The following is a 528-nucleotide window of genomic DNA, read 5'->3' on the forward strand; positions in this document are numbered from 1 at the left end:
ATTGCGCGCGGCAGATACCAGGCAAATTTTTGCCATTCGCGTTTCATGATTCGCGGCACATCTTTCATGATACCGAAAATCCCGGTATCTGGCGGTGTAGCGCCAGTCAATCGTGCTTCCAGTTGTTCAGCCAATAAACCGTTAAACGGAGCGGCAATCCAGTTAGCAATCGTGGAGAAGAAATAGCCAAACACTAACAGCACAGAGATGACAGCCAGAGGCCACAACAGATAACTCAGCCATTGTAGCCAGTCCGGAACGTAACTCATGAGAGTCGGGATCCAGACATCGAGCTGTGTAAAGAGCCACCAGAATGCGCCCCCCATCAACAAAATATTGACCAGCAGCGGTAAAATAACGAAACGCCGAATCCCAGGTTGCGAGACGAGCTTCCAGCCTTGCGCAAAATAGTAAAAACCGCTGCGTGGGGCAGATGTGAATGATGAAACCATAATCAGGATGAGCTCCTTTTGACCAATCCCAGGAAAATTCTGCGTATTTTACCGGGTAATTGCGCAATGGACAGTT

1 protein-coding gene is annotated in these 528 nt (G+C 48.9%); it reads right to left on the minus strand.

Features of this window, described 5'->3' with window-relative positions:
• Nucleotides 1–452 (minus strand): sulfate transporter CysZ (gene cysZ, locus K0039_RS24875; RefSeq protein ID WP_228106802.1); only part of this gene is annotated, 452 nt, incomplete at its 3' end.
• Nucleotides 453–528 lie beyond the last annotated feature (76 nt).

The sequence above is a fragment of the Terrisporobacter mayombei genome, assembly GCF_020748465.1.
GTDB classification, from domain to species: domain Bacteria; phylum Bacillota; class Clostridia; order Peptostreptococcales; family Peptostreptococcaceae; genus Terrisporobacter; species Terrisporobacter mayombei.